Annotated in this window: 16 protein-coding genes; 9 read left to right on the forward strand and 7 right to left on the reverse strand. The window is 63.2% G+C overall.

Annotated features, from left to right (window positions below; translation table 11 throughout):
* Positions 1 to 74: 74 nt before the first annotated feature.
* Genes E0L29_RS00520 through E0L29_RS00530 form a run of 3 tightly spaced genes read left to right on the forward strand, consistent with a single transcriptional unit; the run spans position 75 to position 3,628 of the window.
* Positions 75 to 1,031: a zinc-binding alcohol dehydrogenase gene (locus tag E0L29_RS00520; RefSeq protein ID WP_131353467.1), complete on the forward strand. Its 957-nt coding sequence runs from the start codon at positions 75 to 77 to the stop codon at positions 1,029 to 1,031.
* A gap of 20 nt (positions 1,032 to 1,051) precedes the next feature.
* A complete protein-coding gene (locus tag E0L29_RS00525; protein WP_242664224.1) occupies positions 1,052 to 2,593 on the forward strand; it encodes an ABC transporter ATP-binding protein in 1,542 nt (513 codons plus the stop codon).
* 9 nt (positions 2,594 to 2,602) lie between these two features.
* Entirely contained in the window at positions 2,603 to 3,628 is a 1,026-nt protein-coding gene (locus tag E0L29_RS00530; protein ID WP_131353469.1) for an ABC transporter permease, read from the forward strand.
* Positions 3,629 to 3,650: 22 nt separating this feature from the next.
* Here the strand turns inward: E0L29_RS00530 and E0L29_RS00535 are convergent, their stop codons facing one another.
* Complete coding sequence (locus E0L29_RS00535; protein WP_131353471.1) at positions 3,651 to 5,519, reverse strand: chloride channel protein; 1,869 nt, start codon at positions 5,517 to 5,519, stop codon at positions 3,651 to 3,653.
* Between the two features lie 221 nt (positions 5,520 to 5,740).
* Between E0L29_RS00535 and E0L29_RS00540 the strand changes: the two genes are divergently transcribed.
* Positions 5,741 to 6,067, forward strand: a complete 327-nt coding sequence (locus tag E0L29_RS00540) for a DUF2934 domain-containing protein (RefSeq protein WP_131353473.1) — start codon at positions 5,741 to 5,743, stop codon at positions 6,065 to 6,067.
* 103 nt (positions 6,068 to 6,170) lie between these two features.
* Entirely contained in the window at positions 6,171 to 6,344 is a 174-nt protein-coding gene (locus E0L29_RS11465) for a hypothetical protein (RefSeq protein WP_165498786.1), read from the forward strand.
* Between the two features lie 10 nt (positions 6,345 to 6,354).
* On the opposite strand, the gene E0L29_RS00545 is transcribed toward E0L29_RS11465, so the two are convergent.
* Complete coding sequence (locus E0L29_RS00545) at positions 6,355 to 7,089, reverse strand: PASTA domain-containing protein (protein ID WP_131353476.1); 735 nt, start codon at positions 7,087 to 7,089, stop codon at positions 6,355 to 6,357.
* A gap of 56 nt (positions 7,090 to 7,145) precedes the next feature.
* Positions 7,146 to 8,120 carry a polyprenyl synthetase family protein gene (locus E0L29_RS00550; protein ID WP_131353478.1) on the reverse strand — a complete coding sequence of 325 codons (975 nt, stop codon included), beginning with the start codon at positions 8,118 to 8,120 and terminating at the stop codon, positions 7,146 to 7,148.
* A 199-nt stretch (positions 8,121 to 8,319) separates the two neighbouring features.
* Here E0L29_RS00550 and tatC point away from each other — a divergent pair, with 199 nt between their 5' ends.
* Both tatC and E0L29_RS00560 read left to right on the forward strand, forming a co-directional pair.
* Positions 8,320 to 9,291 carry a twin-arginine translocase subunit TatC gene (gene tatC / locus E0L29_RS00555; protein ID WP_242664225.1) on the forward strand — a complete coding sequence of 324 codons (972 nt, stop codon included), beginning with the start codon at positions 8,320 to 8,322 and terminating at the stop codon, positions 9,289 to 9,291.
* A complete protein-coding gene (locus E0L29_RS00560; protein ID WP_131353480.1) occupies positions 9,288 to 10,313 on the forward strand; it encodes an alpha/beta hydrolase-fold protein in 1,026 nt (341 codons plus the stop codon). The genes tatC and E0L29_RS00560 overlap by 4 nt, the downstream gene beginning before the upstream one ends.
* On the opposite strand, the gene coaE is transcribed toward E0L29_RS00560, so the two are convergent.
* Together coaE and E0L29_RS00570 are read right to left on the reverse strand one after the other, a co-directional pair.
* Positions 10,281 to 10,943, reverse strand: a complete 663-nt coding sequence (gene coaE / locus E0L29_RS00565; RefSeq protein WP_131353482.1) for a dephospho-CoA kinase — start codon at positions 10,941 to 10,943, stop codon at positions 10,281 to 10,283. The genes E0L29_RS00560 and coaE overlap by 33 nt on opposite strands.
* Complete coding sequence (locus E0L29_RS00570; RefSeq protein WP_131353484.1) at positions 10,940 to 11,293, reverse strand: hypothetical protein; 354 nt, start codon at positions 11,291 to 11,293, stop codon at positions 10,940 to 10,942. The genes coaE and E0L29_RS00570 overlap by 4 nt, the downstream gene beginning before the upstream one ends.
* Positions 11,294 to 11,513: 220 nt before the next feature.
* On the opposite strand from E0L29_RS00570, the gene E0L29_RS00575 reads away from it, so the two are divergent.
* Entirely contained in the window at positions 11,514 to 12,116 is a 603-nt protein-coding gene (locus E0L29_RS00575) for a superoxide dismutase (RefSeq protein ID WP_131353486.1), read from the forward strand.
* Positions 12,117 to 12,182: 66 nt separating this feature from the next.
* On the opposite strand, the gene E0L29_RS00580 is transcribed toward E0L29_RS00575, so the two are convergent.
* Positions 12,183 to 13,049, reverse strand: coding sequence for a DUF4292 domain-containing protein (locus E0L29_RS00580; protein WP_131353488.1), 867 nt, complete (start codon positions 13,047 to 13,049; stop codon positions 12,183 to 12,185).
* Positions 13,050 to 13,208: 159 nt separating this feature from the next.
* Between E0L29_RS00580 and E0L29_RS00585 the strand changes: the two genes are divergently transcribed.
* On the forward strand, positions 13,209 to 14,390 hold the full coding sequence (locus tag E0L29_RS00585) for a class I SAM-dependent rRNA methyltransferase (protein WP_131353490.1): 1,182 nt from the start codon (positions 13,209 to 13,211) through the stop codon (positions 14,388 to 14,390).
* Here the strand turns inward: E0L29_RS00585 and E0L29_RS00590 are convergent.
* Positions 14,387 to 14,977 (reverse strand): 5'-nucleotidase, encoded by a 591-nt coding sequence (locus tag E0L29_RS00590; RefSeq protein ID WP_131353492.1) that lies wholly within the window; start codon positions 14,975 to 14,977, stop codon positions 14,387 to 14,389. The two genes, E0L29_RS00585 and E0L29_RS00590, sit on opposite strands and share 4 nt — an antisense overlap.
* Position 14,978 lies beyond the last annotated feature (1 nt).

Genomic DNA, 14,978 nt, shown 5'->3' on the forward strand with positions numbered 1-14,978 from the left:
ACCGGCTCTCGGGCATTTCGTACCTTATGCTTGCAGCAGCAAGCCGTCAACCGCAACCGAGCCGAACCACCTTTATGCAGGGAACCGCCAAAGCACTCGTCCTCCAGAAAGCCAACAAGCTCAAGCTCCAGCACGCGTCCTACGACGCATCGGGGCCACGGGACGTCGTGGTCAAGACCATCGCCAGCACCATCACGCCGGGGCTGGACCGCCTGCTCTTGACCAACAAGCCGGTCTCCAGCCGCGTTTTGAACTACCCCATCCTGCCGGGCAGCGAAGCGATCGGCCAGGTCCTCTCGGTGGGATCCGAAGTAAGCGACCTGCAGGAGGGGGAGTTCGTCTACGCCTTCAGGGGGGACTGCTGGAACGGGGTCGAGCCCTACTACGGCTGCCACGCTGAGGTCATCCCCACGAAAAGGGAGAACCTCATCGCCCTCGGCCGCGCCCCGATCCACCGCGATCTCCTCACCGGACTCCTCGCCTACGCCATGAGCGGCGTCGACAAGACCGGCGTCACCCCATCCTCGAAAGTACTGGTGCTCGGGCTCGGCTCGGTCGGGCTCATGGTGGTCGAGTACCTCCACAGCCTCGGCGTCACCTCGATCGACGCCGTCGAGACCTTCGCCGTCCGCGGCCAGCTCTCCCACGCCGAGCACATCGCGCTCGACATCGGCGACTTCACCGAGGAGTTCGACGGCAAGTACGACCTCGTCATCGAAACCACCGGCAGGATCCTGCTCGTCGAAAAAGCCGTACGGCTCATGCAACACCGGGCCAAGGTCCTGCTCATGGGCAACTATGAGGTGATGGCCTACGACTACCGCCTCCTCCAGCATCGCGAACCGGTGCTGATCTGCTCCAGCCTCACGACCACGGAACAGATGCAGCGGGCCGTCCGTGAACTCGAGGCGGGCTCGATCGACAGCGAGAAGTTCTTCACCAACATCTTCCCCGTCGCGGAGTACGAGCGGGCCTACCGGACGGCCCTCGACAGCAAGGAGTCGATCAAGACGGTGCTCGTCTGGCTCTGATGGCAAGCCCCTCCGCCCCCGTGAAGGCAGCCGTCGAGCTGCGCGACCTCACGATGCGCTTCAGAGAGGTCACCGCCGTCCGGAATGCCGACCTCACTGTCCGCGAAGGATCGATACACGCCATCGCAGGAGAGAACGGCGCCGGCAAGAGCACCCTCGTCAAAGTCATCGCCGGACTCCTCCGCCCCACGGCCGGAACCCTCTCGATCAGGGGCGAGGAACGCTCCTTCTCTTCGGCCCGCGAGGCGATCCGCGCAGGCATCGGCATGGTCCACCAGCACTTCATGCTCGTCGGCGAGCTCACCGCCGCGGAGAACATCATGCTCGGCTTCGAGCAGGCATCGCTCCTCAGCCCCTTCCCGAAAAGAAAGGTCCGCGCCATGGTCTCGGAATGCGCCCAAAGCTACGGCCTCGAGGTCGACCCCGACGCGCTCTGCCGGGAGCTCAGCGTCGGCGAGGAACAGCGCCTGGAGCTGCTCAAGCTGCTGATCCGTAACGCCTCCATCATGATCCTCGACGAACCCACCGCGGTCTTGACCCCGCAGGAGACGGAAAAGCTCTTCCAGACGCTCCGGGCGCTTGCAGCCGGGGGCCGCACCGTCATCCTCATCACCCACAAACTCGACGAGGTGCTCTCCGTAGCCGACACGGTGAGCGTGATGCAGAAAGGGCGCATCGTCGGCACCATGCCGACCGCCGGCGTAAGCCGCCGCCAGCTGGCCGAGATGATGGTCGGCAGGGGGGTCTCGCTCGAAGTCGCCAACCCGCCCCACTCCCCCGGGGAAACGGTGCTCGAAGCCAGAAACCTCGGGCTGAAGACGGCGAAGGGGGCCGAAAAGCTCAGCCGGCTCAGCTTCTGCGTGAAAGCAGGAGAGATCTACGGCATCGCCGGAGTGGAGGGCAACGGCCAGTCGGAACTCCTCGGGCTGCTCGCAGGCCACCGTCCCCCCTCGAGCCGCATCGAAGGGGAGCTGCTGCTCGAGGGCGTTCCGATCCAGGGGCTCACGGCGCAGGGCATCACCGCACGCGGCGTCTCGCACGTGCCGGAGGACCGGCTCCGCGACGCGGTGGTCCCGGAGTTCCCCGTCTCGATGAACCTCGTACTCGGACGGCACCGCGAAGCGGCTTTCCGCTTCGGCCCCGGCTTCAGCCGGGAGGCGATCGAGCGCAACACCGCGCAGCTCGTGCCGGAGTTCGACATCCGCGTCTCTGCGCCGGACCGCCAGCCGCTCTCGTCCCTCTCCGGCGGCAACCAGCAGAAGGTGGTGGTCGCCCGGGAGATGACGCGTCCCGGCATCCGCCTCCTCATCCTCGCCCAACCCACCCGGGGCGTCGACATCGGCGCCATCGAATCGATCCACCGAAAGATCATCGAAGCGCGGGACAGGGGAACGGCCATCCTGCTCGTCTCCAGCGAGCTCGAGGAGCTGACGGCCCTCTCGAGCCGCATCGGCTGCATCTACCGCGGCACCATCCGCCACGAGTTCAATGCCCCGGAGACGGAAGCGGGACGCCGCCGGGGCCACCAGTTCCACAAAGAGATCGGACAGCACATCACCTGACGCCCCCGCATGAAACCCTCGACAAAAACGATACTCATCCCCGTCGGCTCGATCGTGGCAGCGCTCATCCTCAACGCCGCCATCATCGCCCTCACCGGCCGCGACCCCGTCGCCGTCTTCAGGAAGATGCTCGGTACGACCCTCGCCTCCCCCTACGGGCAGGGCCAGGTGCTCTTCCGCATGACCACGCTCGTCTGCACGGGCCTTGCCGTCGCGCTCCCCTTCCGCCTGCGGCTCTTCAACATCGGCGCACAGGGCCAGCTCATCCTCGGAGCCTTCGCCGCGGCCCTGACCGGCGCCATGCTGCCGGAGGGGCTCTGGCCGGCGCTCACGATCACACTCCCCATTCTGGCCGCAATGACGGCCGGAGCGCTCTGGGGAGCCCTGGCTGGCGTCCTGAAGACCGCCTTCGGGGTGAGCGAAGTGATCTCAACGATCATGCTGAACTTCATCGCCGAGGGCATCGCCGGCTACCTGCTCACCCGCCACTTCGCCCTGGCCTCCACCGTCCATACCGCCCCGATAAGGGCCGCAGCCGAGATCCCCACCTTCTGGAACCTCGCCGGATGGTTCAGGAGTTCGCCGGCCAATCTCTCGCTCCTCCTGGCACTCCTCGCAGCCCTCCTCTTCTACCTGCTCATCTTCAAAAGCCGGTTCGGTTTCGAGATGCGCTCGGCCGGACTGCGGCCGGAAGCCGCCGCACGCGCCGGCATCAACCCCGCCATGCACGCCCTGACGGCCATGGCGCTCGGCGGAGCCGCCGCAGGACTCGCGGCGGCCAACCTGGTGCTCGGCTACAAGCACTTCTACGAAGCGGGAATGGTCGGCCAGGCAGGGTTCACCGGCATTGCGGCCGCGCTGCTCGCCGGAGCGCATCCGCTCTGGGTAACGGTATCGGCGGGGTTCCTCGCCCTGCTCGAATACGGCGGGCTGGCCGTCAACGCATATGTGCCGAAGGACATCTTCATGGTGATGGAGGCGGTGACGATACTGCTCGTGGTGAGTTTCTCGGCTCTCGGAGCTGGAAAGCGGTGAAGAACGGCGGGGAGCGGGCGGCTCAGCGGGCGCCCTCGGGGCGGTCCGAACCGTAGAGGTTCATCTGCTTGCGGTAGTAGGAGAACGCCTCCTCCTGGCGGACGATGCCGAGGAGCTTGCCGGAACGCTTCGAAATGACCGGCAGGACGTTGGTGTAGTCGGCGACCTCGAAGAACTTCAGGGCCTCGTCGAGCTTCGAGGAGTCGTAGAGCACCGGCACCTCCTTCTTCATGACGTCCTCGGCGATGAGCCCCGCGAACATCCCGTCGCGCAGGATGATGCTCATCTCCTCCAGCCGTATCATCCCCACGAACTGGTTCTCGTCGTTGGTGACGAGGAAGTTGGATTCCGGAGTGCTGTGGAAGACCTCCAGCACCTTCTCCACCCTCGTCACGTCGTTGAAGCGGATGAAGTCGGTGCGCATCACATCGAGCACGCTGATGCTCTCGGCCACGGAAAGCGCGATGCCGTAGCCGACCCGCACCCCCTCCTTCTCCAGCACGTAGGTCTCCATGGAGTGGCGGTAGGCCAGGCGCGCGATGAGCGCTGCCGTGACGGCCGCGAACATGATGGGCAGCACGATCTCGTACTGGCCGGTCACCTCGAAGAGGATCAGGATGACCGTCATCGGAGCGCGCATGATGCCGGCCGTGAGCGCCCCCATGCCGACCAGCGCGTAGGCGCCTGAAGCCGCCGTCATGCCGGGAACGACCATGTTGACGAGCTTGCCGAACATGCCGCCGAGCATGGCGCCCATCTTCATGGCCGGGGCGAACATGCCGCCCGAACCGCCGGAACCGACGCTGAGGCCGGCCACCACCGGCTTGAGCAGGTAGACGCTGATCATGCCGGTCCAGGGCTCCTCACCCCTCAGCGCGCTGTCGACGACGGCGTAGCTGTAGCCGTAGAGACCCGGCAGCCACATGCAGAGGAGGCCGCAGGCGAGGCCGCCGATGGCCGGCATCGCCCAGACCGGTATGCCGAAGCGCTTCTCGATACGAGCGAACCACTCCTCGATCGAGTAGTAGGTCTTGATGAACAGCACGGCGGACAACCCCGCAAGCACCCCGAGGATGAAATAGAGGGGAAGCTCGTAGTTGGAGACGAGCGTGTAGGGAGGAACCTGGAAGGTCGGCGAACTGCCGAGGAAGCTGCGCGAAAGCACGGTGCCGACGACGGCGGCGACCACGATGGGACTGAAGGTCTTGACGCTGAAGTCGCCGAGGATCACCTCGATGGCGAACATCACACCGCCTATCGGCGCATTGAAGACGGCGGCAAGGCCTGCCGCGGCACCGCAGCCGAGGAGTGTGCGCGTCCTGTCGGGAGAGAACTTCAGCGCCTGGCCGACGGCCGACCCGATGGCCGCGCCCACCTGCAGGATCGGCGCCTCGCGACCGCCGCCGCCGCCCGTACCGATGCTGATGACGGAGGTGAAGGTCTTGTGGATCCAGTGGTTGCGACCGATACGGCCGTTGTTCTGCGCAACGGCCTTGATGACGGAGGCCAGGCCGTGGCCGGGCCGGGCTTTCACCACGAAAGCGTTGTAGAGTCCGACCAGGAGCCCGCCGAACGCCGGGATGAACGCAAGGAGAAGATAGCTCCAGCTGCCGGGAAGAAGCTCTGCGGTGCCGAAGAGATACGAGCTGAGCCAGAGGATGGCGTCATGGAACATGACGGCCACGTATCCGGTGGTCAGGCCCACGAAGATGGCGATGAAGAGGAAGGGGAAATCCTGGTTGAGGTTGAGCTGGACCAGGAGCGCGTCGAGCGAGAGGCGGAAGAAGGTGCGGTGGTTGCCTTTCAGGTAACGGCTCTTGCGCAGGACGGCATAGAAAAAAACCCGGAGATTCCTTTTCCAGTTTCTTCTGCCGTTATCTGACCGCTTCATGAGCAACCGCTGTCCTTAGTGGATTCCCCTGCAGCAGACCACCGGGAAGCCGGTTTCCGCGGAGGTTACAGGGTTGAAAAAAATACTGCGCCAAAACTCCCCATACAAGATTATTTCGTATCTTTTGAAATTAATTCCACCGCTCCGCTCAAACGGAGTGAGTGGGATCATGGAGAACAAGCAAGAGATCCCAGCAATTCAAGCATTCACATACGACCACCATGGCTAAAAAAACCACGGAAAAAGAGACCGCAAAGGCTCCGGCAAAAAAAGCCGCAGTGAAAACTCCCGCCAAAACGGCGGCAAAGAAGGCCGCTCCGGCCAAGAAGACGGCGGCCGCGAAGAAAGCCCCGGCGAAGGCTCCGGCAAAAACGGCTGCGAAAGCCAAGGCGCCGGCAAAAAAGACCCGTTCGCCAAAAGGGCTCTCTGCTGAGGCCCGCGCCGAGCAGGTCCGCATCGCGGCCTACTACCGCTGGGAACAGAAGGGTTGCCAGCACGGATCGCACCTCGAAGACTGGATCGAAGCAGAAGAGTCGCTCATCGACTGAACGGCAGGCTTCGCCAAGAAACCCGCTAGGCCATTCCCCGGAATGGCCTTTTTTTTGTTATCATCACAGATAACGCCCCGACACAACCCATCAGCCCTTAGGCATGAAGAAAAACATCTTCGAGACCATCCTCACCTCCCTCCAGCTGATGCTGGCAGGCATCTGGCTCGTCATCCGCATCATCCTGGAATACTTCGGCTTCATCAGCGACGGCAACGACCGCACCACGGGGATCAGGGAGCTGAGGGACGAGTACCGGAAAGCCAACTACCGCTGAGCAGCGAAGCCTATTCGGCCGTCACGACGGTAAGATCGACCTTCTGGCCCGGCGAGACGTAGGCGCTCACCGCCGGCCGCTGGCTGATGACCGTATTCGGCACCAGGATGGCGGAATACTCCTTCGTCACCGAACCCCGCCTCAGACCCGCATCGCCGATGACCTTCTCGGCCTGCGAGAGCGACATGCCGAGCACGTCCGGCACGATCAGCTTCTCCATGCCCGCATCGGACTCCTCGAAACGCCCGACGATGAGAGAAACGGTCGAGCCCGGCTTGACCATCACGCCCTCCGGAACGGACTGCGAGAGCACCCGCCCGTCCTCCTCACGGCTGCTGACGGTGCTGGTCTGCACCTCGTCGATGATGATGTCCATGCGCGCCATGGTCTGGCGCGCATCGCTCTCGATGCGTCCGACGAGATCGGCCATGGGGTAGCTGGGCTTTTCACGACGGTTCACCACCAGGTAGACGTCGCGCCCCTTCTTGACCCGCTGGCCCGCGGCGGGCGACTGGGAGAGGACGACGGTGGAATCCACTCCCGTGACATACTTGACATGGTACCGTTTTTTGGGGTCGAAGCCCTGCCAGCTGAGTTTCGAAGCGGCCTCGTCATACTGGAGCCCCGTCACGTCGGGAACGGTGACGGCGCTGCCGGAGGAGACGTACCAGGGCATGATCACGCGGTCGAAAAGACCGGCAAGGAGGAAAACGATGAGGAAGATCAGTCCGGCTTTTTTCATCATGTCAGAAGTGTGGGCATTCTACGTTCAGGGGGAGCGTCGGCCAGAGGGCGGAACGCTCAGTGCTGGCGGTTCATCACGAAATCAACCAGGTTCAACAGCGATCGCTTCGCGCTGCTTTCGGGGAATCGGTCGAGCGCCCTGCGCGACTCCTCGGCAAACCCTTCGGCAACTCCGGCGGCATAGGTGAGGCCGTCCATCCGCTTGACGAACTCGATCACCTCGCCCCGTTTCATGGCGCGTTTGCCGGAACTCTTCAGGATGGAGCGGATGCGCTTCTGCTCAGAAGGAGCGGCTTTCGAAAGGGCGTGGATGAGCGGCAGGGTGATCTTCTTGTCGCGAATGTCGATGCCCATCTCCTTGCCGGTCTTCTTCGAGTCGCCGGTGTAGTCGAGCAGGTCGTCGCGGATCTGGAAGGCCAGGCCGAGGTACTCGCCATAGCGTTTCAGGGCGGCGACGCTCTCCTCGTCCGTTGTCGCGCTCATCGCTCCCATCGCGCAGGAGGAGGCGATGAGGGAGGCCGTCTTGTCGGAAATGACTGAAAGATAATCCTCTTCGGTGATGTCGAGGCTCCGGGTCTTCTGGATCTGGAGGATCTCGCCTTCGCTCATCCGCCTGACGGCGTCGGAGACCTGGTGGAGGAATCCGTAGTCGCCGGAATCGAGCGAATAGAGCAGTCCTCGCGATAGCAGGTAGTCGCCGATGAGGACGGAAATCTTGTTTTTCCAGACTGCGTTGATCGAGGGAAGGCCGCGGCGCATCTCGGCGCCGTCGACGACGTCGTCATGGATCAGGGTGGCGGAGTGCAGGAGCTCGACCATGATGGCGGCCCGGTAGCTCGACTCCGTCACGCCGCCCGAAACGGCGGCGGAGAGCAGCACCATGGCCGGCCGGATCTGCTTGCCCTGCTGGCGGAGGACATAACGGGTAACCTTGTCCACGAGCGTATTCTGGCGACGGAGCAGCTCGCGGTACCGCTTTCTGAAAAGTTCGAGTTCATCGGCTACAGACGCCGTTACGTCATTGATATTCAACAGCTCCCCGGTCTTAAGGGTGAAAAGTCAAGTGCGGTGCCCTATAATTTACGAATATCACGACGCCGCATGCAAAAAAAATAACGGTGCGAAAGAACCGGCCCGGGTGGAAACAATGTTTGCCTACATGCGTCATTGTTGGTATGTTCTCTTGGCCGCCCCGAGCGCGCGAGAGTCCACCTCCAGCAAGAACCGATCCATGAAAAAGGACGAAGAACCCTCGATACCGACCCCAGGAAGCGAACATGAGCCGGATGGCGCCCCACAGAAGCCTGCAGGATCTGGCGGCGCGGAAGGGCCACCTCCCGCCTCCCCTGAAACGGGAGCCGGACAGGGAGAGCTGTTCGACCTCACGCCGATAGACCCGGAAGCTGCACGGCGCAGCGCAGGGCGGAGTGCCGAAGCCGAAAACGGTGACGGAGAGGGCGACGAAAGCGGAGGCGGCGCGAACTTCATCGAACATCTCGACGAGATCCGCACCCGGCTCATCCGCTCGGCCATCGCCCTCGCAGTCGCCACGGCCCTCTCTGCCATCTACTCCGACCTGCTCGTCAACGAGGTGCTCATCGGCCCGCTCCAGCGCAGCAGCGGAACCCTCCAGCTGCAGAACCTCGTTCCGTACGGACAGATATCGATCTACCTGCAGGCGGTCTTCTTCTCCGGCTTCATCATCTCGTTCCCCTACCTCGCCCTGCAGCTCTGGCAGTTCGTCGCCCCGGGGCTGCATGAGCACGAGCGCTCGGCAGGACGCTTTTCGATCCTCTTCATCTCGATCTCGTTCTTCCTCGGCATCATGTTCGGCTATTTCGTCTTCCTGCCGGTCTCGCTGGCCTTCTTCGCCTCGTTCGGCTCGCCGCTGATCGAAAACAACATCTCGGTCCAGGACTACGCGAGTTTCTTCATCGGCACCCTCCTTACGGCAGGGCTCGTCTTCGAACTCCCCTTCATCTCCTACATCCTCTCCAAGATCGGACTGCTCACGCCGGCCTTCATGCGCTTCTACCGCCGCCACGCCATCGTCTTTCTGCTCATCGTCGCAGCCCTCGTCACCCCGTCGACCGACATCGTCACCCAGCTGGTGATCGGCGTACCGCTGATCCTCCTCTATGAGGCCAGCATCCTGATCTCGGCGCACGTCAACCGCAAGAACGAAGCCCTGAAGTGCTCATGAACGGCAAAGAACGCTGCGGAGCGAACCTGGCGCACCTCTGCGTTCCGGGGAAAACCCTGGAGGGCAACCCGCTCGGCGATCCCGCCCGGCGCATGATGCCGGTCTACCTGCCGCCCTCCTACGACGGGAAAAAGCGTTTTCCCGTCATCTACCTGCTGGCAGGGTTCGCCTCGAGCGGGCCCTCGTTCACCAACTACTCGTTCATGACCCCCTCGGTGCCCGAAATGGCCGACAGGCTCATGAGGGACGGCGAAATGAAAGAGACGATCATCGTCATGCCGGACTGCATGACGCGCTACGGCGGATCGCAGTACGTCGATTCGGCGGCCACGGGACGCTACGAGACCTATCTGGCCGAAGAGGTCGTCGAATGGGTGGACGCGAACCTGGCCACACTGCCGGAAGGCCGGCACCGCGCCGTAGCGGGAAAATCCTCCGGAGGGTTCGGCGCTCTCCGGCTCGCCATGCGCCGACCAGGAACGTTCGGCGCGGCGGCATGCCACAGCGGCGATATGGCCTTCGAGCTCTCCTACCGGCCGAACTTCGCCGTGGCCGCCCGCATCCTCGAGCGCTACGAAGGAAGCATACCGGCCTTCTACGAGCGCTATTTCAACTCGCCGAAACCCCTGTCGGGAGAGTTCCCGCTGCTCGACATCCTCGCCATGTCGGCCGCCTACTCGCCCGACCCGTCGAACGATCCTCCCGAAAACATGCGCCTGCCCTTCAACAGGAGAACGGCGGAAATCGATGAGGAGGTATGGCAGGAATGGCTGCGGTTCGATCCGGTGAGGATGGTCGAAGAGGAAGCGAACCGGGAGGCGCTCCGAGCCCTCAGCCTGCTCTTCCTCGACTGCGGGACGATGGACGAATACAACCTCCAGTTCGGGCTGCGCATCCTCTCGAGGGAACTCGGGCGGCACGGCGTTGCGCACCGCCACATGGAGTTCATGGACACGCACGGCGGAACATCCTACCGCTACAGGGTCTCGCTACCGGCGCTTGCCCTTGCGATCCACGGCTGAGCCTCCGGCCGCCTCCCTCAGCACGCCGAACAGCCGCTCAGCCTCCACCCGGAGCTCATCGCGGCTTGCGTTGTTGTAGACCACGTAATCGGCCTTCGAAACCAGCGTCTCCTGCGGCCACTGCAGCGCCATGCGCCGCCTGACTTCCTCTGGAGTGCCGAGTCCCCTTGAGACCGCCCGCCTGATGCGCGTCTCGTTCTGGGCGGCGACGACCACGACGAAATCAAGCTCCGAAGCGCGGCCCGTTTCGAAAAGGATGGCGGCCTCCATGACGAGAACCGACGTCCCCCGGGCATAAGACTCCGCGGCCCTCTGGCGGAACGCGGCATAGACTTTCGGATGGATGAGCCGGTTGAGCGCGCCGAGGGTGGCCGGATGGGAGAAGACCTCCCGGGCGATGCGCTTGCGATCGAGCAGCAGGCTGCCGTCGCTGCTTCTTGAATAGACGTCCCTGCCGAAGAGGGCGCTGATGCCCTCGATGATCTCCGGATCGGAAAGCTGCAGCTCGCGGGCGACGCGGTCGGCCTCGAAGAGTTCGCAGCCCATCTCTTCAAGAAAACGGCAGAGCGTGGACTTCCCGCTTCCGATGCCGCCGGTGACGCCGACAAGGAAGGGATGCGGCGGCATCATTTCCTGCCCGCCTCGGCCTGCTTGCGGATATTCTCCCGGACACGGATGAGCACCTGCTGCCAGCGCTCGGGATCGGCCCGGTAGAGGTCGTTCTTCTCACGGATCTTCTCCATGGAGAGGCCGTGGCGCTCAAGCATGGCGGCAAGCGTCGTCGAGTCGAGATCCGAGATGAAATGCCCGCCGTTCTCCTCGGAAATACCGCTCGCCAAGAGATAGTCGCTGTAGAACTCGCTGAAGCGCACGTCTTCGGCATCGAGCGCCGAAGAGGGGCGCTCCTGGCAGCCGCCGAGCAGCGGAAGGAGAAGAAGAGTTGCTGCAATAAGGGTGCGGAGTGTGCGGTTCGCTTTCATGCTATCGGGTGCGCTTCAGAGTTGAGGGCGGACTGGCAAGTCCGGCCGGAGGAAAGCCGGCGGAGCCTGCAACGATTTTTCAAGATTTAAGAAACTAAATCCGGAATTCAAAAGTTAATCAGATATTGTTCACACGGCAGTAACCCTGTATGACGCAATATAATCCTCGGAAGAGAACGGCGTCGGGACTCGTTTCTAAAACCATAAACCACACCTCATCATGGCTTACCAGCAACCTGCACTCCCCTGGGCGGAGAACGCGCTCGAACCGCACATATCGGCAAAGACCATCGGTTTCCACTACGGCAAGCACCATGCAGCCTATGTGACCAACTTCAACAACCTCGTCGGCGGAACCGAAATGGACTCGATGACGATCGAGGAGGTCATTGCCGCAACGGCCGCCGACGCCTCAAAAGCCGGCGTGTTCAACAACGGCGCGCAGGCCTGGAACCACAGCTTCTACTGGAACTGCCTCTCACCCGACGGCGGAGGAAAGCCCGCGGGCGAGCTGCTCCTGGCCATAGAGAAGGATTTCGGCGGGTACGACAAGTTCCGCGAAGAGCTTAAGAACGCCGCGGCGACGCAGTTCGGCAGCGGCTGGGCCTGGCTCGTCCTTGACGGAGAGACGCTCAAGGTGGTCAAGACCGCGAACGCCGAGACCCCGATGACCAAAGGACTCAAACCGATCCTGACGATCGATGTCTGGGAGCACGCCTACTACCTCGACTACCAGAACCGCAGGCCGGACTACACCGCAGCGCTCATCGACAACCTCCTGAACTGGAAGTTCGCCGAAGAGAACTACAAAGCCGCACGCTGACGGATCCGCCAGCTGACACAGTACACTGTGGGGCGCCCTCCGACGGGGCGCCTTTTTTTTTGTCGCTCAGAGCCAGGGGACCACGTCCGAATCCTCGAGGCTGACGACCCGGGCATCGCTCGGAACACGGGGCCGCATCGAACCGTTCTGGCGGTTGAAGGTCCGTTCGTCGTAGGAGATCACGAGCTGGCGCTCCCCACGGCCGGCAACGCCGTCCATGAGCACCATCTCGACCGTGCGCGGCACCATGGCGCTCCGATCCCCGACCGTACAGGCCTCGAAATCCCTGAAATGCACCTCGCTTTTGAGCCGCCCGTCCAGGTCCCTCTGGAGCAGCGCATGCACGGTTGCGTCGGCAGGGTCGACCACCACCTCCCGGATCCCCTGGCCCGAAGCGACACTGAACGAGACCAGCCCGCCGCCCTTCTGCACCGAACGGATCGCCGTCGCAGGCTCGCGAAGGTCGAGAAGGCCGAGGAGCGAACCGGAAATGAGCGCGGGTGCGGAGCCTACGCCGAGTATTTTCTCGAGGTTCGCCTCGCTGTTGCCGCCGCTGTAGTAGCGGTTGCGCAGCATGTCGTGCACGAGCAGCGAATCGCGGCCGATGAAGATGTCGGCGACCGGAAGGCCGATGAAGCCGGCCGTCACCAGCATGCGCGACTCCCCTCCCCGGTTGACGCGGATGCTGCAGTAGGCCTTCCGGCGGTGCTTCAGGGTTTTCAGCCAGACGTCGGCGTACCCGTCCACCGACGTGATGAAGGGCGCCCCGGCCCGCACCGTGCCGTAGAGCGCCGCATCTTCCGGGGAAAGGGCGACGCGGCCCGTCGGCACTGCCTGGCGCGATACCGAGCGGAACCCCCCACAGCCCGAAACCCCGAGAGAGAAAGAGAGCGCGAGCAGAAGCACGCGCAGAAAAAGAGTCGTTCTATGCATCACTACATCCGTTTAGGAGCACCCTGGGCCCCGATCGGGGAAGGTGCGTCATTATCCTCTTTGAAAACAGTGTCCGGTAAAGCACATTGCAGTACGGGCGACTGTTGAGTTTAGCCCAAAAAACACCGCCCTCAAAACCACAACCGAACGCACCCCGACATGCACCTCATCACACTCAAGCCGAAAGAGCACCGCAGAATCCAGAAAGGGCACCTCTGGGTATTCAGCAACGAGCTGAAGGAACTGCCAAAAGATATCGCCGCCGGCGAGAGCGTGCGCCTCCAGACCCATGAGGGAAAGCTTATCGGCGCGGGGTTCTACAACCCCAACTCCCTCATCTCCTTCCGCCTGCTGACCCGCGGTGAGGAGATGCCGGACAGGAAGTTCTTCGAACGCAAGCTCAGTGAAGCGCTCGCGCTGCGCAACAAGGTCTACCAGTTGGACGACACGAACGCCTGGCGTCTTGTGCACGGCGAGTCGGACGGCCTGCCGGGCCTCATCGTCGACCGCTTCGCCGACGGAATAGTCCTCCAGGCCTTCTCGGCCGGCATGGACCTCCACCTGCCGCTCATCACCGAAATCCTGCAGGACCTGCTCAAACCCGAGGTGGTGGTGGTTCGCAACGAATCGATCCTGCGCGAGCTCGAGGGCCTGCCGCTCTACCGCGACGTCGTCGCCGGAAGCAGGGAGGCTACGGTGCAGACCATCCATGACGCGGGCATCACCTTCCGGGTCGACCTCTTCGAAGGACAGAAAACGGGATTCTTCCTCGACCAGCGCGAGAACCGCCGCATCATCAGGCGCTTCAGCAAGGGAGCGAGGGTGCTCGACGTCTTCACCAACGACGGAGGGTTCGGACTCAACGCACTGAAGGGAGGCGCATCCTCGGCCATGCTCGTCGATGCCTCGGAAGAGGCGCTCAAACGCGCCGAGCGCAACGCCCTCCTCAACGGAATGGAGAACTTCGGCCTCATGGCCGGCGACGCCTTCGAGGTGCTCCAGCAGATGATCGACGCCAAGGAGCAGTTCGACCTCGTCATCCTCGACCCTCCGAGCTTCACCAAAAGCCGCAAGAACCTCCCCGTGGCGCTCAAGGCCTACCGGAAGCTCAACCAGCTCGGATTGCAGCTCGTCAGGAACGGAGGATTCCTGGCGACCGCATCCTGCAGCCACCACGTCTCGGAAGAGGATTTCCTGCAGAGCGTCCACCAGGCCGCACTCAACACCCAGAGCCAGCTGAGGATGATCCACCGCAACTCACAGCCCTTCGACCATCCGGTGCTGCTCTCCATGCCGGAGACCGGCTACCTCAAGTTCGCCTGCTTCTACGTGACGCGCTAGGAGCCTCCGGCCGCCGCGCGCTCCCTGACGAGAAGATACGCCTCCTCCCAGGAATGGGCGCGCGGCCCGGCAATATGGCGGTTGGTGCTGTTGGCGAAACAGATGGTGTAGAGCCCGCTTTCACGCAGCTGCATGATGTTGTCCGGGCTATCTTCGATGTAGATGTCCGCCCCCACCTGCGATTTCTCCTTCATAAAACACAGATCCCAGTAGGGGATACCGTGGCTGTCGAGCCACTCGACCGTCTGCTGCACGGCCGAGGCGTGGAAATAGTGGATGAAGAGGCGGTGGGTGATGATGCGGATGCGGTACCCCTCGTCGGAGAGCAGGCGGAGGTAGCGGCGGGCCCCCGGTATCATCGGCATGGTCCGGAAGAGTTCGCGCTGGGTGACGGCAAAGCGGTGGAGGCTCTCGTACTGGCCCTCGCCACTGATCCCCCACTCGTCGAGCCCGTAGGAGACCTCCTCGGGAAGCGCATCCAGCGGAAGCTCGAGCCATTCCGAGGCGATACGGCGCATGCGTCCGTAAAAGTCGGCGCACACCCCGTCGAGATCGACGCCGATCACCGTTTCGCGCACGTCTCCCATC

This window comes from Chlorobium sp. N1, from assembly GCF_004332115.1.
In the GTDB taxonomy this organism is placed as follows: domain Bacteria; phylum Bacteroidota; class Chlorobiia; order Chlorobiales; family Chlorobiaceae; genus Chlorobium.